Raw genomic sequence first — 24,642 nt, forward strand, 5'->3', positions numbered from 1 at the left:
GCATGTCCGAAATTGTTCTCAAAATCACGGGCCTGCGCGTCTCTTACGGTGGCATTCAGGCGGTCAAGGGCGTCGATCTGGAGGTACGCAAGGGCGAGCTGGTCAGCCTGATCGGCGCCAATGGCGCGGGCAAGACCACCACGCTCAAGGCCATCACCGGGCTGCAGCCCATCACTGATGGCGAAGTGCACTACGCCGGGCGCACCATCAATGGCCAGGGCGCCTACGACCTGGTGCGGCAGGGGTTGTGCATGGTGCCCGAAGGGCGTGGGGTGTTCACCCGCATGACCATCGCAGAAAACCTGCAGATGGGCGCCTACACCCGCAAGGACAAAGAGATCGACAGCGACATCGACAAGGTCTATGGCATTTTCCCGCGCCTGAAGGAACGCCGCGACCAGCTCGCCGGCACCATGTCGGGCGGCGAGCAGCAGATGCTGGCCATGGGTCGGGCGCTGATGAGCCGTCCGCAAGTGCTGCTGCTCGACGAGCCGTCGATGGGACTGTCGCCCATCATGGTGGACAAAATCTTCGAGGTAGTCGAAGACATTTCCAAGCAGGGCGTGACCATTCTGCTGGTCGAGCAAAACGCCAAGCGCGCGCTGGGTCTGGCCGATCGCGGCTACGTCATGGACTCGGGGCAGGTCACCATGACCGGTCCGGCCGAAGATTTGCTGCACGACCCGCGCGTGCGGGCGGCTTATCTGGGGGAGTGAGCGATCCGATGATCAAAAAGGCCTGCAATATGCGGGCCTTTTTGTTTTCACGGTGTCTGGCGCTTCAGGCTTTCGCCCCAGCCTTGTCGGCTTCGGTGGTGAAGGCGTCGGCGAAGAAGGCGTCTTCGGGGAGCTTGCACTGCTGGGTGAAATCGCGCTGCGCGGCTTCGACCATGACGGGAGCGCCGCAGGCGTAAACCGCATGGCGGGAAAGGTCGGGTACATCGGCCATCACGGCTTGATGGACGAAACCCGTTCGCCCGCTCCAGTCGGCGTCAGGCTCGGAGAGCACAGGAATGAAGCGCAGATGCGGCATGGCGGCGCATTGCTGTACCGCCCAGTCGTGCAGGTAGAGGTCTTGCTGCTTGCGCCCGCCCCAATACAGCGTGACTTCGCGCGGGTCAGCGTTGGTGCGCATCTGTTCCAGTATGGCCTTGATCGGTGCGAAACCTGTGCCGGAAGCCAAGAAGATCAAGGGTTTGTTTTCGGGATCGTCGCGCAGGAAAAAACTGCCGAACGGGCCTTCGATGCGCTGGATCTCTTTCTCCTTCATCGCGGTGAACACATGATCGGTGAACTTGCCGCCCGGCATGTGCCGCAGATGCAGTTCGACCTGCGGGGATTCGCTGGGCGCGCTGGCCATGGAATAGCTGCGCCGTGCGCCATCACGCAGCAGAAACTGGATGTACTGTCCGGCGCGATAGCGGAGCGGATCCGCCGCAGGCAGTTGCAACATGACCCGAACTACATCGGGGGCGAGATGCTCGATGCTGCTGACTCGCGCGGGCATTTTTTTCACCGGAAATTCGCCCACGCCAACCACTTCGTGGCTTTCGATCACCACATCGGTGAGCGCCTTGGCGCGGCAGGCGAGAATGAAGCCCTGCGCCCGTTCGGCCTCGCTCAGCGCCTTGAGCTGGTGAACGCCCAGCTCGATCTCGCCCTGGAGCAGCTTGCATTTGCAAGAGCCGCAGGCGCCGTCCTGGCAGCCGTAGGGCAGGCCGACCGATTGACGGATGGCGGCTGCGAGCAGGGTTTCTTCGGCCTCGGCGGCGTATTGGTGGCCGCTGGGCTGAACGGTGACTTGATGACTCATGTGAACAATGATTAGGTGTGAACTGTGAACGATCAATCTGGACGCGGCCGACCCCGGCTGCTCATCGTGGGCTGTGGCGACATCGGCATGCGGGTGGCGGCCTTGGCGCGCGGGCGCTACCGGCTGCTGGCGCTGACTTCCTCGCCCCAGCGGCTGGAGAGCTTGCGCTCCGCAGGCATCGTGCCCCTCGTCGGCAATCTCGATCAGCCGCAAACCCTGTGGCGGCTGGCCCAGCTTGCGCCCCAACGGGTGCTGATGCTGGCCCCGCCGGGCGATACGTCCGGCCCGCGCGATCAGCGCAGTCGCCACCTGATTTCCAGACTGAAACAGTCGGGCATGTTATCTGGCCCCGGGAAAAATACCTTGCGCGTGGTCTATGCCAGCACCTCGGGGGTGTACGGCGATTGCCAGGGCGAACTCGCGCCCGAGACGCGCCCGTGCCTACCGCAAACCGAACGCGCGCAACGCCGCTGCGATGCCGAGCGCCTCTGGCGCCGTGCCGGTGTGCAGCATCGCTGGCGCGTGGGCTTGCTGCGCATTCCCGGCATTTACGACGGTGGGTCACGTTCGCCCAAGGGCCGACTGGAGCGCGGATTGCCGGTGCTGACGCCCGCTGATGATGTTTACACCAACCACATTCACGCCGACGATCTGGCGCGGCTGTGTTTGCTGGCGCTCGAGCGCGCCGCGCCGGGGCGGGTCTATAACGTCTGCGACGACAGCGCGCTGCGCATGGGAGACTACTTCGATCTCGCCGCCGATCTCTATGGTCTGCCTCGGCCGCAGCGCGTGGCCCGTGACCAAGCACAGGCATCGGGCCTGAGCCCGATGATGCTCAGTTTCATGCGCGAGTCGAGAAGACTGGACAACACGCGCATGAAAGCCGAACTCCGCGCCCGCCTGCGCTACCCCGAGGTGTTGCTGGGGTTGCGTTCAGGCAAGGTTCGATAAGCCGACCAATTTCGCCGACCGATCCCGCCGATCAATGCGCCGGCGGATTGTTTTCCGGCAATTGCAGCGTAGGCAGCGGGCGAGCGGTTTCCACCAGAATCAGCGGGCCATCGTCGAGCTGCTTGGGCGCGGGCTTGCGTTCGCGCGGCACATGAATGGGCGCGGGTTGCGCGGCCAGTTCTTCCTGCACGCGGCGGATGGCGTCGGCATTGGACTGCACCCATTGCAGTCCGGCGGCTTGCGCCGTTGCCTGCAGAGCATCGACCGGCAGGGCATAGGCGGCGGCCTGAGCGGGTGCGGGCTCGGCTGCGGGCGTCGTTGCCACAGTGGCTTTTTCAACCGCTTTGACGATCAGGGAGGACGACTCTGCTGCGGCGGGCGCAGCTTCGGTCGTGGCGAGCGGCGCTTCTTCGGAAGGCCGGGCAACGGGCTGAGGGGCAGGCCGAGCAGCCTCCACGGCAAGGTCGGCCGGGGCGTCGATCCTGAGGATCAGCGGCGTCTGATCTTCCAGCGCGGGCGCGGCGGGGGCTTCGACGGCGCCCAAAGCCAGCGGCGCGGCCAGGGAGCCGAAGCTGCGACCCGCTGTTTCGTCCGCATCGGCATCGGCAACGGCAACGGCTTCGTTCGCTTCGGCGCTCAGATTGCCGTTTTCGTCAGCGGCGGCGCCTTCGCGGCGTCCACCACGGCGGCCACGACCGCGGCGATTGCGCGATTTGCGCTCGGTCTGCGCTTCGTCGCCCGCTCCGACGGTCAGAGCTGGGGTGGCCTCGGTATCGTCCTCGGCTTGGGTTTCAAGCGCCTGAGCATCGATCAGTTCGGCTTCGGGCGCTGCTTCAACGGGCTCACGACGCGGGCGGCGATTGCCGCCACGCCCGCTTCCGGATGAACGTTCGGCCGTGTCCGTGGCCGATTCTTCGCCGGGTGCGCGGGTTTGCTCAGGTGCGGCTTGCGCGCGCTCCTTGCGGGCCGCGGCCTCTTCTGGGTTGCGCTCGCGCTTGGGGCGCTCGCTGCGTTCGGCCTGGCCCTGTTGACCACGGGGCGGCCGGTTGCGGGGGTTGGTGGTTTCTCCTGCTGCGGCTTCGGCGGCATCGGCGGGTTGGGCGCCAGCGGCCGGATTGCCGCGCTGCCGGTTTTCGCCCTGGCCTTCGCGCTGGCGGTCACGGCCGCCGCGACGGCGGTTGCCGTTTTGGCCGGAAGCCGTGCGTGCGCCGCGGCCGCCTTGCCCATCCGCCTTGGTCAAGGCCGGGGTGGCAGGCTGCGCGGCAACCGGCGGCTCTTGCACGGCAGCGGAGGGTTGTGGTTCGGCGGAGAACAGACGCTTGACCCAGCCAAACAAACCGCCGCCAGCCGTTGCGGCAGCAGCAGGCGCGGCGGCGGGGGTTGCAACCGCCGGGGCCGGTGCGGGGGCGGGAGCCTTGTCGGCAGCCGGGGCGGGCATGACCGGGGCCGGGCCTTCCGGGGTGATGCCGCGCACCAGCGCTTCCTGACGCGGGCGCTGTTCTTTTTCGCGGCGGGTGATGGCGGTGTCTTCTTCGGCCTCGTCAGCCATTTTGTAGCTGGTGGGCAGGTTGTCCAGGCGCGGATCGTCGTGCTTGAGGCGTTCGAGCTTGTAGTTGGGCGTGTCGAGGTGCTTGTTGGGGATCAGCAGCACCGACAGACGCTGGCGCAACTCAATTTTGGTGATCTCGGCGCGCTTTTCGTTGAGCAGGAAGGAGGCGACTTCCACCGGCACTTGCACGTGCACGGCGGCCGTGCCTTCCTTCATGGCCTCTTCCTGGATGATGCGCAGGATTTGCAGGGCGCTCGATTCGGTGTCGCGGATATGCCCCGTGCCATTGCAGCGCGGGCAGGTCACGTAAGCGCCTTCCGACAGGGCCGGGCGCAGGCGTTGGCGCGAGAGTTCGAGCAGGCCGAACTTGGAAATCTTGCTCACCTGCACGCGGGCGCGGTCTTGGCGCATGGCGTCGCGCAGGCGGTCTTCGACGGCGCGCTGGTTGCGCGGCTCTTCCATGTCGATGAAGTCGACCACGATCAGGCCGCCAAGGTCGCGCAGCCGCATCTGGCGGGCGACTTCGTCGGCGGCTTCAAGGTTCGTGCGCAGAGCGGTGTCTTCGATGGCATTGCCGCGCGTAGAGCGTGCGGAGTTGACGTCCACCGCGACCAGCGCTTCGGTGTGGTCGATGACGATGGCGCCGCCGGCCGGCAGGTTGACCGTGCGCGAATAGGCGGTTTCGATCTGCTGCTCGATCTGAAAGCGCGAGAACAGCGGCAGGTCGTCGCGGTAGCGTTTGACGCGCTCGACCGTGTCGGGCATGACGTGCAGCATGAACTGCCGTGCCTGCTCGAACACGTCTTCGGTGTCGATCAGAATTTCGCCGATGTCACTGGTGAAGTAGTCGCGGATGGCGCGGATGACCAGCGAAGATTCCTGATAGATCAGGAAGGCGCCCTTTTGCGTCTCCGAAGCGTCGCGCACGGCGCTCCAGAGTTTGAGCAGGTAATTCAAGTCCCATTGCAACTCTTCCGCGCTGCGGCCGATGCCCGCGGTGCGGGCGATCAGGCTCATGCCTTCGGGATGCTGGAGCTGGTCCATCGTCTCGCGCAGTTCCTGGCGGTCTTCACCCTCGATGCGACGGCTCACGCCACCGCCGCGCGGATTGTTGGGCATGAGTACCAGATAGCGCCCGGCCAGCGAGATGATGGTGGTCAGCGCCGCGCCCTTGTTGCCGCGCTCTTCTTTTTCCACCTGCACCAGCAGTTGCTGGCCTTCGGTGATCACGTCCTGAATGCGCGCCTGCGACGCAGACACGCCTTCCTTGAAGTACTGGCGCGAAATTTCCTTGAACGGCAAAAAACCGTGGCGCTCTTCGCCGTAATCGACGAAACAGGCTTCGAGCGAGGGCTCGACGCGGGTGACGACGGCCTTGTAGATATTGCCCTTGCGCTGCTCGCGCCCGGCCTGTTCGATATCGATGTCGAGAAGTTTCTGTCCATCGACGATGGCCACGCGCAATTCTTCCGACTGCGTGGCATTGAACAACATGCGTTTCATTTCAAGCTCCTGGCCGCTTCATGCGGCCGATACAAAGCGGGCGCCAGGGCGCCCCCATGCGTTGATCTCCGGAGCTAAAACCAGGCCGGGTTCGCCGCTGATGTGCGGCACGCCCGGCGGGCAGAATCAGACAGGACTCATGCAAAAACCTCCACCAATCGGTCTGCCTCGGAGCGCGTGGTCTTCGCGATGCCGGGCGTTTGGCCCAGGCGTGGCGATGCGCAGGCTGTTGCAGCGATCAGGCGCAACAGCGGGGGAGCAGAGGGTTCGCGGCAGGTGAGCACAAGCAGATTTCGCCAACAACAAAAGCACGCAGCGCAGAATCAGCGCTGAGGGGCGGTCGAGGGCGAAGAGTCGATTCAAGGTTTCAGATCCAGGATGGCAAAGCCGGGCGGTCGTCGCAGGCGTCAAACGCATTTGCGCGACGGCATCACTCGGGCTTTGGGCCAACGCTCATTTCGGTGAAGTCTGTCCGATCTGCCCCGACCGGAATCGGTGGTGTGGCAAAACGAGCAGTGTGAAGCTGAACCTAGAATGCCTTTCCTGTCACGGCAGATTCGCCGGTTTCGCATGCACTCGTATCGGGTGATATCAGCAACCCGGTCGCATGCAGTACCCGCACGAAAACCTGTCAGGAGGCAGTCTTTCCGCTTTTGGCACGTCGCGCAGCGGCATCATGTGAAACTGCACGCAACTTCGCGGAAATATTGCCAAAATTCGGTCTTCCAACTTCACAACTTCACGCTCGATTATATGCACACCGCGCCATCTCCCCAGGTTCGGCTCCTTCAGGTCGGCGATGCGGGCGAGGGGCAGCGGCTGGATAACTTTCTGGCGCGCCACCTCAAGGGCGTGCCGCGCAGCCATATTCATCGCATCGTGCGATCGGGCGAAGTGCGGGTCAATGGCGGTCGGGCCAGCGCAGATCAGAAACTGCAGTCGAGCGATCAGGTGCGGATTCCGCCGGTGCGGGTGGCGCAGCCCGACGCGCCGCGCGCGGCGCCTGCGCTGCAATTTCCCGTGGTGTTTGAAGATGATTTTCTGCTGGCGATCAACAAACCCGAAGGCGTGGCGGTGCATGGCGGATCGGGGGTGAGTTTCGGCGTGATCGAGGCTTTGCGCGCGGCGCGGCCCACGGCGAAGTTTCTCGAACTGGTGCACCGGCTCGACCGCGACACCTCGGGTCTGCTGCTTATCGCCAAGAAGCGCAGCGCGTTGACCACGCTGCACGCGGCACTGCGCGAACGTCACGCCGACAAACGCTATCTCGCGCTGGTTGCCGGACTCTGGACGCGTGGGGCGGTGATGATCGAGGCACCGCTGCATAAATACCTGCTCGCCAACGGTGAACGGCGCGTGCGGGTGGACGCGCAGCAGGGGCAAGAGTCGCGTACTCAGTTTCGTTCCCAAGAGCAATTTGCGCTGCCGGGCCTGGGGCCTTGGGGCGGCTTGAGCCTGATGCAGGCGCGGTTGCTGACGGGACGCACCCATCAGATCCGGGTGCATCTGGCGCACTGCGGCCATCCCATCGTCGGCGACGATAAATATGGGGATGACAGCCTCAACGCCCTGCTGGCGCGGGGGCAGGCGGGCGTGCCGCCCTTCCGGCGCATGTTTTTGCACGCCGAGTCGCTGGCGATTGCGCACCCGGCGAGCGGCGAGCGGCTGGAACTGCGCGCGCCCTTGCCCGAAAACTGCGCGCAGTGGCTTCATCATTTGCGGGCACAATTCGCGCAGTCCTGACTTCCTGAACCCTTGCCCGCACCATGCACCGACAGAACTATGACCTGATTGTGTTCGACTGGGACGGCACACTGATGGATTCCACCGCGGCCATCACCGGGGCGATCCAGCAGGCTTGCAAGGATCTGGGGCTGACGGTTCCCAGTCGCGAGGCGGCGTCGTATGTCATCGGCCTCGGGCTGGAGGATGCCCTGCGGCACGCCGCACCCGAGTTGCCGCATGCCGACTATCCCAAACTGGCTGCGGCCTACCGCAAACATTACTTCGCGCTCGATGGCGAACTGGTGCTGTTCGACGGGGTGCTGGATTTGCTGCATGAACTCAAATCGGCCGGCTACAACCTTGCGGTGGCGACCGGAAAGTCTCGCATCGGTCTGACGCGGGCGATGGACCGGCCCGAACTGCGCGGCTTGTTCGACGCCACCCGCACCGCTGATGAAACCTTTTCCAAGCCGCACCCGGCGATGCTGCACGAAATCATGGCCGAACTTGCCAGCCCGCCGCAGCGCACCGTGATGGTGGGCGACACCACGCACGATCTGCAAATGGCGCTCAACGCCGAATGCGATGCCATCGGCGTGAGCTACGGCGCGCACGATGTGGCGCGTCTGGAGTCGCTGTCCCCCGCTGGGCTGGTGCATTCCGTCGCGGAACTGCAGGAATTTCTCGCCCAGCACGGGTAAGCGCGGCAGTCAGCCACTCGCTGACTGCCGCCGCGTCTTACATCTGCGGACGCATCAAGTTCGGGATGTTGATGGCCGGGGAATTCACTACCGGCACATTGACCGTGGGAGTCTGCACCACCGGAACATTCACACTCGGAGTTGTCACTACCGGCACGTTGACCGAGGGCGTTGCCACCGCGGGGATGTTGATTTGCGGCGTTGTCACCGCGGGCACGTTGATCGACGGCGTGTTGACCGAAGGCACATTGACCGCTGGGCTATTGATCACGGGAATGGTGACCGCAGGCGAGGCAACGGCAGGCGTATTGGGGGTTTGCACTGAAGGAGTTTGCACCGAGGGTACCTGCGTGGTGACTTGCGCCCCTGCGCGCGCGCCTAGCCCTTGGCCAACGCCCGCGTCCCCTGTGCGCAGCGTGGGGGCGGCTGCTCCGGCGGCGCCCGGCTGACCTTGCGTGGCGGAACGTGTTTGCACCGTAGTGCGATGCTGCGCTTCGGTGCGAGTTTGCGCCCCGGTTTGGCCGGATGTATGACGCACCGATTCGCCGCTTGATGTGCGGGTGTGGCTCTGGGTCGTGGTGCGGGTTTCAGCACGGGTGTTTGCCGAAGTGGCGGTCTCGGTGCGAGTGGCGGGCTTGGCCTGTTGATCGGCCGTGCGCGTCGAGGTCGTCGCCGAGAGTTGACCGTCCTGAACGGCATTCACGGCGGTTTGGGCATAAGCGAGACCGATGGAGAGCGAAGTGGCTGCAACAGCGGCGGACAGAACGGCGAGGGTACGGGTCTTGGACATGATGTTCTCCTGAAAGAAGGAAGGATGATTCACGCCGTGTGGTAAATATTCCCACTGAAGCGCTTGTGTTTATAATAGTGGCAAAATTTCCCACGTCAAGCCGAATCGCTCCGTTTATCCTTTCACCATGTCCGCCGCTCTCAAATCTGCCGCCCTGTCCATCTTGCGGCCCTTCGTGCGCTATCTCATTACGCAGGGCTGGACCTATGGCGCTCTGGCCGAGTTGCTCAAATTTGTCTATGTGGGCGAAGTCATCGCGCTCGATCAGCGCGACGGCAAACCCGTACCGACCGATAGCCGTGTGAGTCTGCTCAGCGGCATCCACCGCAAGGAAGTCCGGCGTCTGCGAGAAGAATTGCAGAGCGGATCGGGTGAGATTGCCCTGCGGCATGGCGCCAATATGTCGGCGCAGGTGGTGGCGGCCTGGGTGGCTTGCGAGGCGTATCGCGACCCGCAAGGTGAACCGCTTGCCCTGCCGCTGCGCGCTGCGGGCGCCGCGGCCAGTTTTGAAAATCTGGTGCGGCTGGTGAAGGCCGACATGCGGCCGCGTACCGTGCTGGATGAACTGCTGCGCGCTGGCGTGGTGGAGCAGCAGGATGACGTGGTGAGGCTGGCACGCGGCGGCTACGTCTCCGATCTGCCCGAGGACAGGCTGGCTTTCATGGGGGCGCATATCGGCGACCATCTGCGGGCCACGGTGCACAACCTGGAAGGTCGCACGCCGACTTATCTGGAGCAATCGGTCTATTTCGACGATCTGCCGCCCATCGTGCCGGGCGAGGTGCGCGACGATCTGCGTCAGCTCGGTGAACAGGTTTTGCAGGAGGCCTACCAGCGCATCGTGCGTGCGGAAAAGACGGCTCAATCCGCGCAAGCTGACGATCTCGGTGCGCCGCAAACCAGCAAGAAGCGCCTGCGCCTCGGTGTCTATTACTACGAAGACGATATGCCCGCTTCGAACTCAGCCGGGGGGCAGCCGTGAAAGCCGCATTGAAAGCCGTCGTCCGTGCCTGGCTCACGGGGCTGCGCTTCGTGGGCGTGGCCTGCTTAGGGTTGATGCTGAGTCTGGCGGGCTCGATTGCGGCCACGCCAGGCGGGATCGGCGGTACGGGTATCGACCCCGGCGGCATCGGCGGCACCGGCATCAGCCCTGGTGGAATCGGCGGGACGGGAATCGTGGCCATCGGCCCGGTTCAGCGCTTCGGCAGCATTTTCGTCAACGGCGGCGAATATGAACTGCCCGCGCAGACACGCTATCGCGTGGACGGTCAGCCCGCATCCGAGAACAGCCTGCATTTGGGCGATCTGGTGCGCGTCCATGCTGTAGAGCAGGGCGGGAGGCTGGATGCGCTGGCGGTGGACATCAGTCATGCGGTGATCGGTCGCGTGTCGCAGATCGATCAATCTCAGGGGCGACTGGTGGTGCTGGGCCAGACCGTGCAAATCCTGCCCAGCACTTTGTTGCGCACCGCTGAAGATCAGCCTTTGCCGCTATCGCGCCTGAAGGTGGGCGACGAGGTGCGCATCAGCGCGCTCGATCAAGGCGCGGGGCATTGGCAGGCGATGCGGCTGACTCTGCTCTCGTCTCCGCCTGCGGGACACGGTTCGCCGTTCTTGCTGCGCGGCAAAATCGAGGCGACCAGCGCTCAACCGCAGCGGGTCAAGATCAATGGCGTCTGGCTGTCTGTGCGCAGCGGGGCGGCGCAAACCGGGCTGGCGGTCGGCGCCGAGGTCGTGGCGCGCGGCAGTCAGCAGAGCCAGGGAAATGTGATTGATTCCCTACAGCCGATTGCGCCTTTGGCCGCGCCCATCGGCACGCGTGTGGCGATGGTGGGTTTTTTGCAGGCCGGGTCGCAGGGCAGGCCAGGTTGGGAATTGCAAGGCTTTCAGATCAGGGGCGCCGACGCGCTGATGCAGGCGCAATTGCAGTCCGCCGCTCGGTCGCAGGCCGCGCCGGTGTTCATCGCCGGCACCTTGACAGCAGCGCAGACGGTGGCGGTCGAGCGCGTGATCCCGAACGTGAACGCCCTGCAATTTGCGCTGCCGCCCCTGGCGGGTGGACAGACGCCTCCTGCAAAAGCGGGTGATAAGGGCTCGGTGACCGGCGCGACACCCCAGTTCATATCGAACGGTGCGGGGCTGAACCTGTCGAGCCCGGCCTTCGTCGCGCCGACAGTGCCTACGGTGATCCAGCCGGGGTTCACCGCACCCTCGATTCCCGCGGCGCCCGCCGTGCCGCAGGTGCCGCAAATGCCCGCCGTCAACATGCCCTCCGTGGCGCCCCCCGTGGTCGCACCGCCGCAAGTGCCCGTCGTCGTGCCGCCGACAGTGGCCCCGCCGGTTGTGAACACCCCCAGCGTGACCACGCCCGCCTTGCCCAGCGGACTGCAGATTCCCAGTGTGCCGCGTCCATGAAAAAGGCCAGCTTGCGCTGGCCTTTTTTATCAGAGGGCGAGGTGAGAACGGAGCTCAGAACACGATCTGGCCGCCTATGCCGACGCCAAAATTGGCGCTGCCGTTGCTCAGGCCCTTGTCCACATAGACCTGGAACCCGCTGCCATTTGGGGTGAGGTTGTAATTCCACGCCGCAATCAGATCTGAGGGGGCGGACGCCCCGGCCACCATCGACTGCTGACCGGCATACATCAAGGTGAAAATATGCTGCTGGCTGGCCGCATAGCTGGCGCCAAACTGATAGATGGCGATGTTGCGCAGATTCTGTCCGGCCGGGTTGCCCACGAAACGGTAGCCCAGATTGGCAAACGGAAACCAGCTTTTGCCCACGATCTGCTGCAGGCCCACCCCCAACTCGTAGTCGTTCTTGCCCGTGCCCAGACCGTTGTCGGACGAGGCGGTGCCGAATTTGACTTTGGCGTAGGGCGTGATGGAGGGCGTGAGACCGCCGCCCTGGAAAATTTTGTAATGCCCAGCCAGCCACACGTCGCCCAGACCGCTTGCGGAACGGGTTTGCGTGGAACCGGAGCCGCCTACAACCGTGTTGCCGACGATGGTGGAGCCGACGGGCAGGCCGCTTTCAGAAACGTAGGGCACCGTGAGTTTGACGCGCCAGTTGCTGTCGCCGTATTGAATGTCGGTGGCGTCGTAGCGGATGTTGATGTTGTTGTTGGTGCCGAATTTGCCCTGGAAAAAGGACAGCGTGTTGCCGACCGTGAGTGCGGGTTCGGCTTGTGCGGTGCAAACACCCCCCAGAGCAAGCAGGGTGGCGATGAGGGTGGGACGAAGGGCCATATGGGATCTCGCGCGAGGAGGACTGAAGGAAATAGAACGACCAGGAAAGGCCGATAGGTTGAGACGTGGGAAAGTGTCACACAAAACTCAAACTTGATCCTTGTCGAATCGCAAACCGGCGTGCCGAGACCCGTCCGGCACGTCGGCGCGAGACGTGCCTGCGCGTCAATGAAGCGCTGGTATTCTGGCGACCCGTCCCGTTTTTCATTCTCCGAGCCCGAAACATGAGCGCATCCCCCCCAGATCTTCCCCCGCAACGTTCTGAGTCGTCCGCTCAACTCGGTGCGTGGGAGCGGCAGGTGCTGGAAAAACTGGTGCTCGAGGTCGTGAACGAAAAACGACGGGCGCGGCGCTGGTCGATTTTTTTCCGCTTCGTCCTGCTCGGCATCGTGGCGCTGATCTTTTTCGGCGGCATGATCGCCGAGTTCGGTAGTAGCACCGCCACCGGGCCGCATACGGCGCTGATCGAGCTCAACGGCGAGATCTCCATCGGCTCGCAGGCCAGTGCCGACAATATCAATGCGGCCTTGCAGGATGCGTTTTCCAGCCCGGACACGCGCGGCGTCATCCTGCGCATCAACAGCCCGGGCGGCAGCCCGGTGCAGGCGAGCCAGATTTTTGCCGAGATCGAGCGGCTTCGCGCCAAATACAACAAGCCGGTGTACGCCGTCTGCGAAGAGGTGTGCGCCTCCGGGGCGTACTACGTGGCGGCGGCGGCGAATGACATCTATGTGAATCCGGCCAGTCTGGTGGGCTCCATCGGCGTGTTGATGGACGGCTTCGGCTTTTCCGGCCTGATGGACAAGCTCGGCGTAACCCGTCGCTTGCTCACCGCGGGCGCCAACAAGGGGTTCATGGATCCCTTCACCCCCATGCCCGAGGACCAGAAAACCTACGCCCTGGGCATGCTGGAACAGATTCACAAACAGTTCATCGCGGCGGTGGAAAAAGGTCGCGGCGCCCGACTGAAAGTGAATGACGAGACCTTCTCCGGCCTGGTGTGGACGGGCGAGTCGGCCGTGAAACAAGGACTGGCCGACGGCTACGGCGATGTCGACCAGATCGCGCGCGACAAGATCAAAGCGCCGAATATCGTCGATTACACCGTGCAGGAAAACGTGGCCGAGCGTCTGGCCAAGCGTTTTGGCGCCTCGCTGGGCATGGGCGCGGTGCGCGAACTCTCAAACCTGGGCTGGTCGCTGCGCTGATCTGGAATTCAGCGCTCGCGCCAGCACGTCGAAACCGCTCAGGCGCAGCATGTCGCACAGGTCGATCAGAGGCAGGCCGATCAAGGCGGTCGGATCGTCGCTGCGCATGTGCTTGAGTAGCGCAGGGCCGAGCGATTCCGAGCGGGCGCTGCCCGCGCAGTCGTAGGGTGCGTCCAGCGTCAGATAGGTTTCGATTTCCGTCGGACTCAGCGTGCGGAATCGCACTTCGGTGGGGCAGTTGCGCACTTGTACGCCGCCGTCTGGGTCGATGACGCAAACCGCGGTGTGGAACACGGCGTCACGCCCGCTGAGTCGCTGCAACTGAGTGACCGCAGCCGCATGGGAGCCGGGTTTGCCGAGCGCCTCTTCCCCCAACATGCACACCTGATCGGAGCCGATCACCCAGCAGCCTGGCGCAGTACGCGCCACCGCGGCGGCCTTTTCAGCCGCCAGGCGCAGCGCCAGATCGAGAGCAGACTCATCAACTCTGCGGGTTTCGTCCACCTCGGGTGCGCGGCTAGAAAAAGGCACGCGCAGGCGTTGGAGCAGCTCAGCGCGATAGCGCGAGGTCGACGCGAGAACCAGAACGGGATCAGCCGGCCCCGTCATCAATGCTTGCCGAAAAACCGGCCATGCAGCCATGCGCCGATGAGTATGCCCGCGATGCTCAGCAGCAGCGGCCAGTTACCCACCCCCAGACCAGCAATGGCCGGGCCCGGACACACGCCGCTCAGCCCCCAGCCCACGCCAAATATCGCGGCGCCGATCAGGGTGCGCGCGTCCAGATGTGAGGGGTGTTTGCCGAACACCACGCCAAAGACCGGCCGCTTCATCAGTCGGGGCAGCAGGTGGTAGGCGATGAAGGTCACGCCGGCAGCACCTCCCATCACCAGCAGCAGACCGAGATTCTTGAGCAGTAGAAACTGCAGAATGGCCTCGGGCTTGACCATGGTGGACAGCGCCAGACCGAAGCCGAACAAGGCCCCGGCGAACAAGGCCGAAAGCATCACTGCGAAAGGAGGAACACGTTGCATTTCAGAACCCTCCCAAGGCGCGAACCACATGCGCCGTGATGACGGCGGTACACAGGAAAATGATCACCGCGAGAATGGATGGCAACTGCCCAGACCCGACGCCGCAGATGCCGTGCCCCGAGGTGCAGCCCCCCCCCATGCGGGCGCCAAACCCGCCGACGATGCCGCCGAGGAACAACTGCCAAAGCGGCACTTGGGTCACGAAGCCTTCGCCATGCCCGAGGGTGTAGGTGAACACCACTGCACCGACGATCAGACCCAGGCCGTACATCAAGCGCCAGTTACGGGTCGAAATGAATTTTTCGTGTTGAAAAAAGGGATGACGCGACACCAGCGACCAAACTGCGGTGTAAGCGGTACTGACGCCGCCGATCAGGCCAGTCAGCAAGAACAGCACGCTGACGCCCAGTCCGATGAAAATGCCGCCATAAAAAAAAGGCTCCCAACCCAGGGGGAACCACTGCGCAATACTGTTCATCAATCTCATCCTATTTTGGGGGTCGAAGTGATATGGATCACTTTTTTTGCATACTCGGTAGTGTAGGAGAGGGACTGCGCCCTGTCTCGGCGAGATGTTGCAGCCGGTAAACTCAGGTGATGTCCCAACACCACTCCACAACCCCTCCTGACTCCGGGGCGATGCCGCCCCGTGCGCTGACCTTGTTCGAATTCGCCCGTTCCGGCGGAGAACTGCACGGCCGGGTGTCGTTGCCTGAACTGCCCCGCCTGAGCGAATTGTTGTCGAGCACGCAAGGGCCTCCCGTGCAATGGGCGCTACAGGGTTTTCAGCGCGAACGGATCGGCATGCGTCCGCAGGCCATGGTGATTTTGCAAGTGCGTGGGGCGCTTCCTCTGATCTGCCAGCGCTGTCTGCAGGCCATGCAATATGCGGTTGACGAAACCGTCGATTTTCGATTGGTGGCCGAAGAGCCGGAACTGACTCAGGCCGAAGTCGAGGCCGAAGACGAGGCGCTGCCTGCGGTCCATCCCGTGGACGTTCTGACCCTCATCGAGGACCAACTCATCCTCGCCCTGCCCATCGTGCCCATGCACGACGTCTGCCCGCAGCGTGATGCTCCCGAGCCGACGCCTTCACGCACCGATGAGGCGCCTGCCGAGGACCGCCAGCACCCCTTCGCCAATCTGCGCGATCTGCTGGGCGACGCAAAAAAGAAACGCTAGTGCGCTATGTCGCGGGGCAACGCCATCGCATATAATGATCAGCTTTTTCACAGGGGATTGCCATGGCCGTCCAGCAAAACAAGAAATCACCTTCGAAGCGTGGCATGCACCGTGCCCACCAGTTTTTGAGCGCGCCGCCGCTGGCGGTTGAGCCGACCACGGGCGAAACGCATCTGCGCCACCACATCAGCCCGAACGGTTTTTACCGTGGGCGCAAAGTGGTCAAGACCAAATCTGACGAGTAAGCGCTTGCCTTTGCGCACCCTGCGTCGCCTGCAAATGCGGGGCGATAGTTTGTCATGCGTGCCTGCGAAGGGGCCTTCGATGTTGGCGCCCGCTGTGTCATGAGTTCCACTCTGGCCGTCGATTTGATGGGTGGAGACCATGGTCCGAGAGTGACCCTGCCAGCCTGCGTGCAATTTTTGCAGGCGCATCCGGACAGTCGGCTGATTCTGGTCGGCCAGGCTGAGGCCGTCATGCCGCTGATGGAGTCGTTGCGCCTGAAAAACGATTCGCGGATCGAATTCGTTGCGGCGAGTGAGGTGGTGACTTCCGACGACCCGGTCGAGGTTGCGCTGCGCCGCAAACGCGATTCATCCATGCGCCGTGCCATCGAGCAGGTTCGGGACGGTCGTGCGCAGGCCTGCGTATCAGCAGGCAATACCGGCGCCTTGATGGCGCTTGCGCGCTATTTGCTCAAGACCCTGCTCGACATTGAACGACCCGCCATCGCGACCTATCTGCCCAACCAGAAGGGCGAGGGAACGCTGATGCTCGATCTGGGCGCCAACGTCGATTGCGAGCCTTTGCACCTGCTGCAGTTCGCCGTCATGGGTACGGCGTATGCGGCGGCCGGTGGGCATGCGCAGCCGACGGTTGGGCTGCTCAATATCGGCGAAGAGGTGATCAAAGGCAACGACACCATCAAGCGGGCGGCCGAATTGCTGCGCGAAGCCGACACGCTCGGGCGTCTGCGGTTTTACGGTAACGTCGAGGGCAACGATATCTTCAAGGGCACGACTGATATCGTCGTGTGCGACGGTTTTGTCGGCAATGTCGCGCTCAAGACCTCCGAAGGTCTGGCGCAAATGCTCTCTGGCATGATCCGCGAAGAGTTCACCCGCACGCCACTGAGCAAGTTGATGGCGCTGTTCGCCATGCCAGTGCTCAAACGATTCCGCAAGCGCGTCGATCACCGCCGTTACAACGGCGCGGCCCTGCTGGGTCTGCGCGGCCTAGTCGTCAAAAGCCACGGCTCGGCGGATGCCTTTGGCTTCGAGCAGGCGCTGCTGCGCGCGCATGAAGCGGTGCAGGGTGACGTGGTGCGCCATACCGAACGAATTCTCGAAGTGATGCACGAGTCATCACCCACCGGGGCCGCGCTCGCTCCGGCGAGTTGAGTCACCCCGCTGCACCTCTCTGAACGATCTGTTCCATGCCCTCCTATTCCCGTATTTCCGGCACCGGCAGCGCACTGCCCCCCCGCAAAGTCAGCAACGATGAACTGGCGGCCGATCTGGCCCAGCGCGGCGTCGAAACCAGTGATGAATGGATCGTGGCACGTACCGGCATCCGCTTTCGTCACTTCGCCGAAGAAGGGACGACCAGTGTCGATCTGGGCGAACAAGCTGCCCGTCGCGCCCTCGAATCGGCCGGACTGCAGGCCCATGACATTGGCCTGATCATTGTGGCCACGTCCACGCCGGACATGATTTTTCCTTCCAACGCGGCCCTCATCCAGGGCCGTCTTGGTGCCGCCGGAGGCGCGGCCTTCGACGTGCAGGCGGTATGCGCCGGATTCGTCTACGCCCTGACCGTGGCCGATCAGTTTGTGCGCAGCGGTATGACGCGGCATGCCCTAGTCATCGGCGCCGAGGTGTTTTCGCAGATTCTCGACTTCAATGACCGCACCACCTGCGTGCTGTTTGGCGATGGCGCTGGCGCTGTGGTGCTCAGTGCCAGTGAAACCCCGGGTGTGCTGGCCAGCGCGCTGCATGCGGACGGCCGGCAATCGTCCATCCTGTGCACTCCGGGGCGCGTGTCGAGCGGCCAGGTTGCGGGCAGTCCTTTCCTGAAAATGGACGGACAGGCGGTATTCAAGCAAGCCGTCCACGTGCTCGAAGACGTGGCCCGCGAGGCGCTGGCCAAGGCCGACCGCTTGCCCGCCGATGTGGATTGGATGGTGCCGCATCAGGCCAATATCCGCATCATGACGCATACCGCCAAGAAACTCGGTATTCCGCTCGACAAAATCGTCGTGACGGTCGATCAGCACGGCAACACTTCGGCCGCCTCGATTCCGCTGGCGCTCGATGTCGCCGTGCGCAGCGGGCAGATTCAGCGCGGCGACACCTTGTTGTTCGAGGCCGTCGGCGGCGGCTTGACCTGGGGCGCTGCGGTCGTCGATTACTGAGTCTTGCAGACGTTCAACTCCTGTACCAACATGACATTTGCGTTCGTTTTCCCCGGACAAGGTTCACAGTCCGTCGGCATGCTCGACAAAGTGGCCGATCACCCTGCCGTGCGCGACACCCTGCAGGAGGCCAGCGCGGCCCTGTCGCAGGATGTGGGCGCTCTGATCGCGCAGGGCCCGGCCGAGCAACTCAATCTGACAACCAACACCCAGCCCGTCATGCTCACTGCGGGCGTGGCGCTTTATCGCCTTTGGCTGGCCGAGGGCGGGCGCAAACCCGACTTTGTCGCCGGACACAGTCTGGGCGAATACACCGCGCTGGTCGCGGCCGAAAGCCTCACGCTGACCGATGCCTTGCCCTTGGTGCGATTTCGCGCCCAGGCCATGCAGGACGCGGTTCCCGTCGGGGCCGGTGGCATGGCGGCCGTGCTGGGTCTGGACGACGCCGCAGTGCGTGCCGGATGTGCGCAGGCTGTGCAGGAGACCGGCGAGGCGGTGGAAGCGGTCAATTTCAATGCGCCGGGCCAGGTGGTGATCGCCGGGACGCAAGCCGCCGTGGCGCGCGCCTGCGAGGTGTTGAAAGCGGTGGGGGCCAAGCGCGCTTTGCCGCTGTCGGTTTCAGCGCCGTTTCACAGCAGTCTGCTGCGGGGCGCGGCCGACCAGTTGCGCGTCTATCTGCAAGGGGTGGCGATCAAGGCGCCGCAGATCACACTGATCAATAATGTGGACGTGGCGCATCCAACCGATCCCGATCAAATCCGCGACGCACTGGCGCGTCAGGCGTGTCATGCCGTGCGCTGGGTCGAGTGCGTGCAGGCCATCGCGAAGGCGGGCTGCACGACGCTGGTCGAATGTGGCCCGGGTAAAGTGCTGCATGGCCTGACCCGACGGATCGATCCCGCCCTGCAGTCATTTGCCCTGGACGATCTGTCCGCGATTCCTTCCCTTCAAACCGCCCTGGCATGAGCAATACCTCCCCTGACACTTCCACCGCCCAAGCACTTGCCGGTCAGATCGCCCTGGTCACGGGCGCATCGCGCGGCATCGGCGCGGCCATAGCGGCAGATCTGGCTGCTGCGGGCGCTCGCGTCATCGGCACGGCGACCTCGGAGTCCGGCGCAAACGCCATTACCGAGGTCCTGCGGGCCTTCGGCGGGCGAGGGGCTGTGCTCGATGTGAACGACGCCGAGACAGGCGCTCGTCTGGTCGACGAGATCGTCAAAGCCGAAGGCGGGCTGCAGATTCTGGTGAACAATGCCGGCATCACTCGCGACATGCTGGCCATGCGCATGAGCGACGCCGACTGGGACGCCGTGATTTCGACCAATCTGAGCAGTGTGTTCCGCATGTCGCGCGCTGTGATGCGCCCCATGATGAAGCAGCGTTACGGCCGCATCGTCAACATCACCTCGGTCGTCGGCGCGTCGGGCAATCCGGGGCAGGCCAATTACGCCGCGGCCAAGGCCGGCGTGGCGGGCATGACCCGAGCGCTGGCGCAAGAGCTGGGCAGCCGCAACATCACAGTCAATTGCGTGGCGCCGGGGTTCATCGATACCGACATGACCCGGGCGCTGACCGAGGCGCAGACCCAGCCGATGCTGGCGCGCATTCCCCTGGGCCGTCTGGGCAAGCCTGAAGAGATCGCGCATGCGGTGTCTTTTCTGGCCTCGCCCTTGGCGGCCTACATCACCGGCGCCGTTCTGCATGTGAACGGCGGCATGTACATGCAATAACACCTGCCGAAACGCGCGACGTTGTCGCCGGGCGGGGTTATGCTCTCGGCCTGTCGCCAAGTCAGCTTCGGCGCTTGCTAAAATTTTTCATATTTCCACTGGAGGTTTCAATGAGTGACATCGAACAGCGCGTCAAGAAAATCATCGCCGAGCAACTGGGCGTTGCCGAAGACCAGGTGACCAACGAAAAATCCTTCGTGGATGATCTGGGCGCCGATTCTCTGGACACGGTCGAACTGGTCATGGCGCTGGAAGACGAATTCCACATCGAGATTCCCGACGAAGACGCCGAGAAGATCACCACCGTGCAATTGGCGGTTGACTACGCCAAGGCGCACTACAAGGCCTGATGACGGGTTCAATTGCAGCGCCGATTTGTTTGATCGGCCATGCACCTTGAGCGACCTTGTTTTGAATCCTTTTTGTTCTGGCTCACTTTTGCTCGCGTCCATGCTTCTGCGCGGGCGCGGCTTACCTGATTTCACATGACTCTTCGTCGACGAATTGCGATTACTGGCCTGGGCGCGGTTTCCCCGCTGGGCAACACGCTGGATGACAACTGGGCAAACCTGCTCGCTGGCAAATCCGGCATCGGACGCATCACCAAGTTCGATGCCTCGGCCTATTCCGTGCAAATCGCAGGCGAAGTCCGTGATTTCGATGTGACGCAGTACATCGCCGCCAAGGAAGCGCGGCACATGGATACCTTCATTCACTACGGTATTGCCGCGTCGATGCAGGCTGTGCGTGACAGCGGCATCGACCAGGCCGGGCTCGACCCTGAGCGGGTCGGCGTGTTAGTGGGGTCAGGCATCGGCGGTCTGCCGCTGATCGAAAACACCTACAAGGAACTGCTCGAGCGCGGCCCGCGCCGCGTCACACCGTTTTTTGTACCGGCATCGATCATCAATATGGTGTCCGGGCATGTGTCTATCGAATACGGTTTTCAGGGCCCCAACCTCTCTGTCGTCACGGCCTGCACCACCGGGCTGCACGCCATCGGCTTGGCTGCGCGCCTCATCGAAGCCGGAGATGCTGACGTCATGGTTGCAGGTGGCGCCGAGGCCACGGTATCGCCTTTGGGCATCGGTGGTTTTGCATCGGCGCGCGCCCTGTCCACCCGCAATGACGACCCGGCCACCGCGAGTCGCCCGTGGGACAAGGACCGCGATGGTTTTGTTCTGGGTGAAGGCGCTGGCGTCATGGTGCTGGAAGACTACGACCTCGCAGTCAAACGCGGGGCGAAGATTTACGCCGAGCTCGTCGGCTTCGGCATGAGCGGTGACGCCGGGCATATCACAGCGCCCAACACCGACGGCCCCCGCCGCAGCATGTTGCTGGCGCTGAAAAACGCCGGCGTGACCGCCGACCAGGTTCAAATGATCAACGCCCACGGCACCTCCACCCCGCTGGGCGATAAGAACGAGTCCGACGCCATCAAGCTCGCTTTTGGCGACCATGCCTACAAGCTGGTGGTCAATTCCACCAAGTCGATGACCGGCCACCTGCTCGGTGGCGCCGGAGGGGTCGAGTCGGTCTATACCGTGCTGTCATTGCATCATCAGGTGTGCCCGCCGACCATCAATCTGCAGACACCCGATCCGGAATGCGATCTGGACTACTGCGCCAACACCGCGCGCGACATGCGCATCGACCACGCGCTGAAAAACAATTTCGGTTTTGGTGGCACCAACGGGTCGCTGCTGTTCAAGCGCGTCTGAGGGACAATTTAGCTGTCTTTTGCATCCTCCCTTTGCATTCCCCCTTTGCATTCCCCATCCTCAATAGAGCAGCATGAAGACCCTTGCACCCCTGCAGATCCGGGTCGAACATTTCGGCCGCTGGCATCTGCTGCTCGGGCTGTTCAGTGCGGCCTCCCTGCTCGCCGCCGGGTGGACGGTCTGGGTCTGGCGCGATACTGATTCGCTCAGCCTGATGGCGGCTTTTGCGGCCGCCATATTCCTGGCCATTCTGTCGGCGCAGTACCCGTACTGGACCATCCGCCCGTTCACGCTGTTTCACGGCGAGCGCGGGTGGAAGCTGCAGCGCGGCGACGGTCTGGAAGATGTGCTTCAGGTGCGAGGCATGGTGCTGCCGGGGCTGCTGCTGGTACTGGGCCTGACGGCTAAAGGGCGCGTGGTTCTGCCCGTGCCCAGCGATATCCAACCCGGCATTTTTCGCGAACTGCGACTGCGCTTGGGTGCACTGCCGCACTGAGTTCTGGTGGAGCAAGACACCCAGAGTGATGCCGTGCTGGTCCAGCAGGTCCAGGCGGGGCAGCAGAAGGCCTTCGATCTGCTCGTGGCCAAATACCAGCGCCGCATTTATCGCTTGGTGCTGCGCTTCATTCGCGATCCGGCCCTGGCGGAAGACGTGGCGCAAGAGACTTTTTTGCGCGCTTACCGGGCCATCGGGCAGTTTCGCGGCGAAAGTCAGTTCTATACCTGGCTCTATCGCATCGCGGTCAATACGGCCAAAAAAGCCATTTCTGACGATATTCGCGATCCGACGGTGTCCGAAGGTGATGCGTTGGGCCATGATGAAGAAACTTTTAGCCCGACCGAGCTACTAACCAACCACGAAACGCCAGAGTCCATTCTGGTTTCGAAAGAAATCGTGCAAACGGTGAATGCCGCGATGGAGTCTTTGCCAGAAGATTTGCGCATGGCGATCACTCTGCGTGAGATTGAAGGTTTGAGTTACGAAGATATTGCCGAAGCCATGCAATGCCCGATCGGCACGGTGCGTTCGCGAATTTTTCGTGCCCGCGAGGCGATCGCAGAGCGTCTGCGGCCGGTGATCGAGCACAAGGGTGGCAAGCGTTGGTGAGCCTACGGTTGAGCTTTGTTGGAGACAGGAAATGAGTCAAGACATGTCGCGCGAGCAACTCTCCGCCCTGATGGATGCGGAAGGGGAGTACCGTGGGCAATCCGCGCGGACGGAGGCTACGGCAGCTTTTATCCGCCATGTGGCTTCGGACGAAGCCGCGCGACGAGACTGGCTGATTTACGCGCAGATCGGCGATGTGCTGCGTTCTGCCGATCTCACGCCCATGCCCGGCGAGGCTGACTTTTTGCAGCGCGTCAGCGCGGCCATTGCGCGCGAACCCATTGTGCTGCTACCGCAGGCCGTGGCGCAAACGGCTGCGGCGGTTGATCGATCTTCGGCATCGGCACATCGCTCTGCCGCGCATCGCCGCCCGCACTGGAGCACGCGCATGGCCGCTGGCATGGCGGCTGTGGCCGGGGTGGCGGTGATGGCCTGGGTGGCGCTGCCAGGATTGCAGAACGCCGATTCGTCAGGTGCGGCGCCGACGGTGGCGTCAGTCGGAGTTCTGGGTTCGAAGGGGCAGATACCTGTAGCCGATACCCAGATTGCTGCGCCTCTCAACCCAGTGGCCCGGGCGGGTTTGATCCAGGCCGATCTGTCGGCGCAGAGTCCACAGCGGGGCGAGGGCGGTCAAGGGGCAACCCAGCTCGTTCCCGTGTCGGAGCAAATGCCCATGGTCGAATACCTCCTGGCGCATCAGCAGATGGCTGGGGGCATGATGCCTGCTGTGCCAGCCACGCTGCAATGGGTTCGAAATCGGCCTGTCGAGCCCAGCGTCCCTGAGCCCGGTCTTCCTGAGCGGGGTCTTCATCAGGCCGCGCCTGCAGCGCAATCGCACTGATGGCGGGCTTGCAGGTATTCAGCGCGCGTCGCTGGCGTCGGGCAATCTGGCTGGGGAGCCTTGTCGGACTGTCGGGTGCACTTTGGGCCGCGCCCGCCCTCGCCTGGGCCGCGACCGCCCTCGCCGCGCAGGAGGGCCAAGCGCCAGCCGCGGCGGGCCCCTCGGCCGCGGCGCAATCAGCGGATGCGCCTGCGCAGCGCAAGGGTCTGGAGCAATGGTTGCAGACCGTCAGCGCGGCCGCCCGGTCGCTGAATTACAGCGGCGTGTTCATCACCCAGCGTGGCGATGAGATCAGCACCTCCAGCCTCGTGCACTATGTTTTGCCGCAGGGGCATTTCGAGCGCATCGAGACGCTCGATGGGCAGCGCCGCATCATGGTTTCGCTCAATGATGAGGTTCGCACGAGTTGGCCCGACTACCGCCTCACGCTGATCGACAATCAGGCCGGGCAGGCCAGCTTTCCCCGTTTGCTCAAAACCACCGATGGCGAGGTCGACCGCAATTACCGCCTGGAGCGGGGCGGGCTGCAGCGTTGCGCGGGTTTCGAATGCCGCGTCTCCACCTTGTTGCCGCGCGACGATTTGCGCTGGGGATACCGCCTGTGGTCGCTGCGCGATTCGCAGCTGTTGGTCAAGGCGCAAACGCTGGACGCGGCGGGCCATGTGATCAATCAGGTGGCGTTTACCGAACTCAAGATCAATGTGGCGCCGCGCCAGTCTTTGGTGCGCGACAGTCTGCATCAACCCCCAGGGTATGCGGTGGAGCAGATGAAGGTCGTGCCGGTGAGTCTGCAGTCGCAGGGATGGGCGCTGTCTTCCCAGGTGCCGGGCTTCAAGACGGTCGGGGTATTTCGCCGCAGTATGTCGGTGGGCAGCAAACCCTCTGAGGTATTGCAGTGGCTGCTCAGTGATGGCCTGGCTTCGGTATCCATTTTTGTGCAGTCCGCTGCCGATCTGAGCGAGCCGGTCGCGCCTGAACAGCGCGTCGGCGGCACGCTGGCGCTGTCTCGGCGCATCGGCGACTCTTGGCTGACGGTGATGGGCGCCGTGCCCGAGCGCACACTGCGTCGCATCAGCGACGCCATCGTTCGCGTGCAATAAGCGGCTTGAGGGTTCTGCGCCT

General features: G+C 63.5%; 26 protein-coding genes. 19 read left to right on the forward strand and 7 right to left on the reverse strand.

Going from position 1 to position 24,642, the window contains the following annotated elements:
• Positions 1 to 2 precede the first annotated feature (2 nt).
• The gene (locus B3H47_RS07390; RefSeq protein WP_286986599.1) at positions 3 to 716 is read left to right on the forward strand and encodes an ABC transporter ATP-binding protein; all 714 of its coding nucleotides are present in this window, start codon (positions 3 to 5) and stop codon (positions 714 to 716) included.
• A gap of 64 nt (positions 717 to 780) precedes the next feature.
• Here the strand turns inward: B3H47_RS07390 and B3H47_RS07395 are convergent, their stop codons facing one another.
• Entirely contained in the window at positions 781 to 1,812 is a 1,032-nt protein-coding gene (locus B3H47_RS07395; protein ID WP_286986600.1) for a CDP-6-deoxy-delta-3,4-glucoseen reductase, read from the reverse strand.
• A 24-nt stretch (positions 1,813 to 1,836) separates the two neighbouring features.
• Between B3H47_RS07395 and B3H47_RS07400 the strand changes: the two genes are divergently transcribed.
• A complete protein-coding gene (locus tag B3H47_RS07400) occupies positions 1,837 to 2,763 on the forward strand; it encodes an NAD-dependent epimerase/dehydratase family protein (protein WP_286986601.1) in 927 nt (308 codons plus the stop codon).
• 31 nt (positions 2,764 to 2,794) lie between these two features.
• Here the strand turns inward: B3H47_RS07400 and B3H47_RS07405 are convergent, their stop codons facing one another.
• Entirely contained in the window at positions 2,795 to 5,815 is a 3,021-nt protein-coding gene (locus B3H47_RS07405; protein ID WP_286986602.1) for an Rne/Rng family ribonuclease, read from the reverse strand.
• A gap of 753 nt (positions 5,816 to 6,568) precedes the next feature.
• On the opposite strand from B3H47_RS07405, the gene B3H47_RS07410 reads away from it, so the two are divergent.
• Positions 6,569 to 7,558 (forward strand): RluA family pseudouridine synthase, encoded by a 990-nt coding sequence (locus B3H47_RS07410; RefSeq protein ID WP_286728932.1) that lies wholly within the window; start codon positions 6,569 to 6,571, stop codon positions 7,556 to 7,558.
• Positions 7,559 to 7,581: 23 nt separating this feature from the next.
• Positions 7,582 to 8,241, forward strand: a complete 660-nt coding sequence (locus tag B3H47_RS07415) for an HAD-IA family hydrolase (RefSeq protein ID WP_013106690.1) — start codon at positions 7,582 to 7,584, stop codon at positions 8,239 to 8,241.
• Between the two features lie 37 nt (positions 8,242 to 8,278).
• Here B3H47_RS07415 and B3H47_RS07420 read toward each other — a convergent pair whose 3' ends face one another.
• A complete protein-coding gene (locus tag B3H47_RS07420; RefSeq protein ID WP_286728933.1) occupies positions 8,279 to 9,031 on the reverse strand; it encodes a hypothetical protein in 753 nt (250 codons plus the stop codon).
• A gap of 127 nt (positions 9,032 to 9,158) precedes the next feature.
• Between B3H47_RS07420 and B3H47_RS07425 the strand changes: the two genes are divergently transcribed.
• Together B3H47_RS07425 and B3H47_RS07430 are read left to right on the forward strand one after the other, a co-directional pair.
• On the forward strand, positions 9,159 to 10,013 hold the full coding sequence (locus tag B3H47_RS07425) for a DUF6502 family protein (RefSeq protein ID WP_286986603.1): 855 nt from the start codon (positions 9,159 to 9,161) through the stop codon (positions 10,011 to 10,013).
• Entirely contained in the window at positions 10,010 to 11,446 is a 1,437-nt protein-coding gene (locus tag B3H47_RS07430) for a DUF5666 domain-containing protein (protein ID WP_286986604.1), read from the forward strand. The genes B3H47_RS07425 and B3H47_RS07430 overlap by 4 nt, the downstream gene beginning before the upstream one ends.
• Positions 11,447 to 11,500: 54 nt before the next feature.
• Here the strand turns inward: B3H47_RS07430 and B3H47_RS07435 are convergent, their stop codons facing one another.
• A complete protein-coding gene (locus tag B3H47_RS07435) occupies positions 11,501 to 12,280 on the reverse strand; it encodes a hypothetical protein (RefSeq protein WP_156054599.1) in 780 nt (259 codons plus the stop codon).
• 224 nt (positions 12,281 to 12,504) lie between these two features.
• On the opposite strand from B3H47_RS07435, the gene B3H47_RS07440 reads away from it, so the two are divergent.
• On the forward strand, positions 12,505 to 13,488 hold the full coding sequence (locus B3H47_RS07440) for a S49 family peptidase (RefSeq protein ID WP_286986605.1): 984 nt from the start codon (positions 12,505 to 12,507) through the stop codon (positions 13,486 to 13,488).
• Here B3H47_RS07440 and B3H47_RS07445 read toward each other — a convergent pair.
• From B3H47_RS07445 to B3H47_RS07455, 3 genes are read right to left on the reverse strand one after another with little or no spacing between them, the layout of a single operon-like run.
• A complete protein-coding gene (locus tag B3H47_RS07445; protein ID WP_286986606.1) occupies positions 13,462 to 14,097 on the reverse strand; it encodes a Maf family protein in 636 nt (211 codons plus the stop codon). The two genes, B3H47_RS07440 and B3H47_RS07445, sit on opposite strands and share 27 nt — an antisense overlap.
• Positions 14,097 to 14,522: a DUF6691 family protein gene (locus B3H47_RS07450; RefSeq protein ID WP_041609016.1), complete on the reverse strand. Its 426-nt coding sequence runs from the start codon at positions 14,520 to 14,522 to the stop codon at positions 14,097 to 14,099. Before B3H47_RS07450 ends, B3H47_RS07445 begins: the two co-directional genes overlap by 1 nt.
• A gap of 1 nt (position 14,523) precedes the next feature.
• Entirely contained in the window at positions 14,524 to 15,000 is a 477-nt protein-coding gene (locus tag B3H47_RS07455; protein ID WP_286986607.1) for a YeeE/YedE family protein, read from the reverse strand.
• 161 nt (positions 15,001 to 15,161) lie between these two features.
• Here B3H47_RS07455 and B3H47_RS07460 point away from each other — a divergent pair, with 161 nt between their 5' ends.
• From B3H47_RS07460 to B3H47_RS07515, 12 genes are all read left to right on the forward strand, one after another.
• Complete coding sequence (locus tag B3H47_RS07460; RefSeq protein WP_286986608.1) at positions 15,162 to 15,704, forward strand: YceD family protein; 543 nt, start codon at positions 15,162 to 15,164, stop codon at positions 15,702 to 15,704.
• Positions 15,705 to 15,766: 62 nt separating this feature from the next.
• Positions 15,767 to 15,949 (forward strand): 50S ribosomal protein L32, encoded by a 183-nt coding sequence (gene rpmF / locus B3H47_RS07465; RefSeq protein WP_013106680.1) that lies wholly within the window; start codon positions 15,767 to 15,769, stop codon positions 15,947 to 15,949.
• 99 nt (positions 15,950 to 16,048) lie between these two features.
• Entirely contained in the window at positions 16,049 to 17,104 is a 1,056-nt protein-coding gene (gene plsX / locus B3H47_RS07470) for a phosphate acyltransferase PlsX (protein ID WP_286986609.1), read from the forward strand.
• A gap of 35 nt (positions 17,105 to 17,139) precedes the next feature.
• A complete protein-coding gene (locus B3H47_RS07475; protein WP_286986610.1) occupies positions 17,140 to 18,117 on the forward strand; it encodes a beta-ketoacyl-ACP synthase III in 978 nt (325 codons plus the stop codon).
• A gap of 30 nt (positions 18,118 to 18,147) precedes the next feature.
• A complete protein-coding gene (fabD, locus tag B3H47_RS07480; protein WP_286986611.1) occupies positions 18,148 to 19,083 on the forward strand; it encodes an ACP S-malonyltransferase in 936 nt (311 codons plus the stop codon).
• Positions 19,080 to 19,850, forward strand: coding sequence for a 3-oxoacyl-ACP reductase FabG (fabG, locus tag B3H47_RS07485; protein WP_286986612.1), 771 nt, complete (start codon positions 19,080 to 19,082; stop codon positions 19,848 to 19,850). Before fabD ends, fabG begins: the two co-directional genes overlap by 4 nt.
• Before the next feature lie 110 nt (positions 19,851 to 19,960).
• Entirely contained in the window at positions 19,961 to 20,200 is a 240-nt protein-coding gene (gene acpP, locus B3H47_RS07490; protein ID WP_013106675.1) for an acyl carrier protein, read from the forward strand.
• A 135-nt stretch (positions 20,201 to 20,335) separates the two neighbouring features.
• Entirely contained in the window at positions 20,336 to 21,571 is a 1,236-nt protein-coding gene (gene fabF / locus B3H47_RS07495) for a beta-ketoacyl-ACP synthase II (RefSeq protein ID WP_286986613.1), read from the forward strand.
• Positions 21,572 to 21,644: 73 nt separating this feature from the next.
• Positions 21,645 to 22,067 (forward strand): hypothetical protein, encoded by a 423-nt coding sequence (locus B3H47_RS07500; protein WP_013106673.1) that lies wholly within the window; start codon positions 21,645 to 21,647, stop codon positions 22,065 to 22,067.
• Positions 22,068 to 22,073: 6 nt separating this feature from the next.
• Positions 22,074 to 22,679, forward strand: coding sequence for an RNA polymerase sigma factor RpoE (rpoE, locus tag B3H47_RS07505; RefSeq protein ID WP_013106672.1), 606 nt, complete (start codon positions 22,074 to 22,076; stop codon positions 22,677 to 22,679).
• Between the two features lie 31 nt (positions 22,680 to 22,710).
• A complete protein-coding gene (locus B3H47_RS07510; RefSeq protein ID WP_286986614.1) occupies positions 22,711 to 23,520 on the forward strand; it encodes a sigma-E factor negative regulatory protein in 810 nt (269 codons plus the stop codon).
• A complete protein-coding gene (locus B3H47_RS07515) occupies positions 23,520 to 24,620 on the forward strand; it encodes a MucB/RseB C-terminal domain-containing protein (RefSeq protein ID WP_286986615.1) in 1,101 nt (366 codons plus the stop codon). Before B3H47_RS07510 ends, B3H47_RS07515 begins: the two co-directional genes overlap by 1 nt.
• Positions 24,621 to 24,642: the final 22 nt, after the last annotated feature.

The organism is Thiomonas sp. UBA7699, from assembly GCF_002482605.1.
In the GTDB taxonomy this organism is placed as follows: Bacteria; Pseudomonadota; Gammaproteobacteria; order Burkholderiales; family Burkholderiaceae_C; genus Thiomonas; species Thiomonas arsenitoxydans.

What these genes read in the sequence shown, in the direction of transcription:
- B3H47_RS07425 (WP_286986603.1), top strand. Translation starts at nt 9,159, where the DNA reads ATGTCCGCCGCTCTCAAATCTGCCGCCCTGTCCATCTTGCGGCCCTTC.
- fabF (WP_286986613.1), top strand. Translation starts at nt 20,336, where the DNA reads ATGACTCTTCGTCGACGAATTGCGATTACTGGCCTGGGCGCGGTTTCC.
- B3H47_RS07500 (WP_013106673.1), top strand. Translation starts at nt 21,645, where the DNA reads ATGAAGACCCTTGCACCCCTGCAGATCCGGGTCGAACATTTCGGCCGC.
- B3H47_RS07460 (WP_286986608.1), top strand. Translation starts at nt 15,162, where the DNA reads ATGCCGCCCCGTGCGCTGACCTTGTTCGAATTCGCCCGTTCCGGCGGA.
- B3H47_RS07410 (WP_286728932.1), top strand. Translation starts at nt 6,569, where the DNA reads ATGCACACCGCGCCATCTCCCCAGGTTCGGCTCCTTCAGGTCGGCGAT.
- B3H47_RS07440 (WP_286986605.1), top strand. Translation starts at nt 12,505, where the DNA reads ATGAGCGCATCCCCCCCAGATCTTCCCCCGCAACGTTCTGAGTCGTCC.
- B3H47_RS07515 (WP_286986615.1), top strand. Translation starts at nt 23,520, where the DNA reads ATGGCGGGCTTGCAGGTATTCAGCGCGCGTCGCTGGCGTCGGGCAATC.
- B3H47_RS07435 (WP_156054599.1), bottom strand. Translation starts at nt 12,280, where the DNA reads ATGGCCCTTCGTCCCACCCTCATCGCCACCCTGCTTGCTCTGGGGGGT.
- plsX (WP_286986609.1), top strand. Translation starts at nt 16,049, where the DNA reads ATGAGTTCCACTCTGGCCGTCGATTTGATGGGTGGAGACCATGGTCCG.
- B3H47_RS07390 (WP_286986599.1), top strand. Translation starts at nt 3, where the DNA reads ATGTCCGAAATTGTTCTCAAAATCACGGGCCTGCGCGTCTCTTACGGT.
- B3H47_RS07405 (WP_286986602.1), bottom strand. Translation starts at nt 5,815, where the DNA reads ATGAAACGCATGTTGTTCAATGCCACGCAGTCGGAAGAATTGCGCGTG.
- B3H47_RS07415 (WP_013106690.1), top strand. Translation starts at nt 7,582, where the DNA reads ATGCACCGACAGAACTATGACCTGATTGTGTTCGACTGGGACGGCACA.
- rpmF (WP_013106680.1), top strand. Translation starts at nt 15,767, where the DNA reads ATGGCCGTCCAGCAAAACAAGAAATCACCTTCGAAGCGTGGCATGCAC.
- B3H47_RS07510 (WP_286986614.1), top strand. Translation starts at nt 22,711, where the DNA reads ATGAGTCAAGACATGTCGCGCGAGCAACTCTCCGCCCTGATGGATGCG.
- B3H47_RS07455 (WP_286986607.1), bottom strand. Translation starts at nt 15,000, where the DNA reads ATGAACAGTATTGCGCAGTGGTTCCCCCTGGGTTGGGAGCCTTTTTTT.
- fabD (WP_286986611.1), top strand. Translation starts at nt 18,148, where the DNA reads ATGACATTTGCGTTCGTTTTCCCCGGACAAGGTTCACAGTCCGTCGGC.
- fabG (WP_286986612.1), top strand. Translation starts at nt 19,080, where the DNA reads ATGAGCAATACCTCCCCTGACACTTCCACCGCCCAAGCACTTGCCGGT.
- B3H47_RS07420 (WP_286728933.1), bottom strand. Translation starts at nt 9,031, where the DNA reads ATGTCCAAGACCCGTACCCTCGCCGTTCTGTCCGCCGCTGTTGCAGCC.
- acpP (WP_013106675.1), top strand. Translation starts at nt 19,961, where the DNA reads ATGAGTGACATCGAACAGCGCGTCAAGAAAATCATCGCCGAGCAACTG.
- B3H47_RS07445 (WP_286986606.1), bottom strand. Translation starts at nt 14,097, where the DNA reads ATGACGGGGCCGGCTGATCCCGTTCTGGTTCTCGCGTCGACCTCGCGC.
- B3H47_RS07450 (WP_041609016.1), bottom strand. Translation starts at nt 14,522, where the DNA reads ATGCAACGTGTTCCTCCTTTCGCAGTGATGCTTTCGGCCTTGTTCGCC.
- B3H47_RS07475 (WP_286986610.1), top strand. Translation starts at nt 17,140, where the DNA reads ATGCCCTCCTATTCCCGTATTTCCGGCACCGGCAGCGCACTGCCCCCC.
- B3H47_RS07395 (WP_286986600.1), bottom strand. Translation starts at nt 1,812, where the DNA reads ATGAGTCATCAAGTCACCGTTCAGCCCAGCGGCCACCAATACGCCGCC.